General features: G+C 47.7%; 1 protein-coding gene. It reads right to left on the bottom strand.

The window, feature by feature from the left end; translation table 11 throughout:
• Positions 1-509, bottom strand: a 509-nt coding sequence (locus tag R7E78_RS30855; protein ID WP_318059234.1) for an SEC-C metal-binding domain-containing protein, incomplete at both ends; no start/stop codon positions are given.

Genomic DNA, 509 nt, shown 5'->3' with positions numbered 1-509 from the left:
GCTTGTATTTCTTGCCACTACCACATGGACAAAGTTCGTTTCGACCTACTTTACGCTCATCACGAACAACAGGTTGATTTGAGCCCTCAGACTCTTCACCATCAGCCAACTGATTTTCCGCAGCTGCATGCTGAGCCTGCGCACGACGAGCAGCTTCTTCTGCTTGTGCACGACGTTGCTCTTCCATACGCTCAACCTCTTCTTGCTGTTGAACGCGAACACGAGACAGAACAGTAATAACGTCAGTCTTCAGCGCTTCAAGTAAACCTTCAAACAATTCAAACGATTCACGTTTGTACTCTTGTTTCGGGTTCTTTTGTGCGTAGCCACGTAGGTGGATACCTTGACGCAGATGATCCATCGCCGCCAGATGCTCTTTCCAAAGCGTATCGAGTGTTTGAAGCATCACTGATTTTTCGAAGTTACGAAGCACTTGTGCACCCACAACTTCTTCTTTCGCTTTGTATACTTCAACGGCTAGGCTGATGATCTTCTCGCGCAGCGCTTCT

This window comes from Vibrio sp. YT-19(2023) (assembly GCF_033337395.1).
This window is presented reverse-complemented; position numbering and strand designations above follow the sequence as displayed.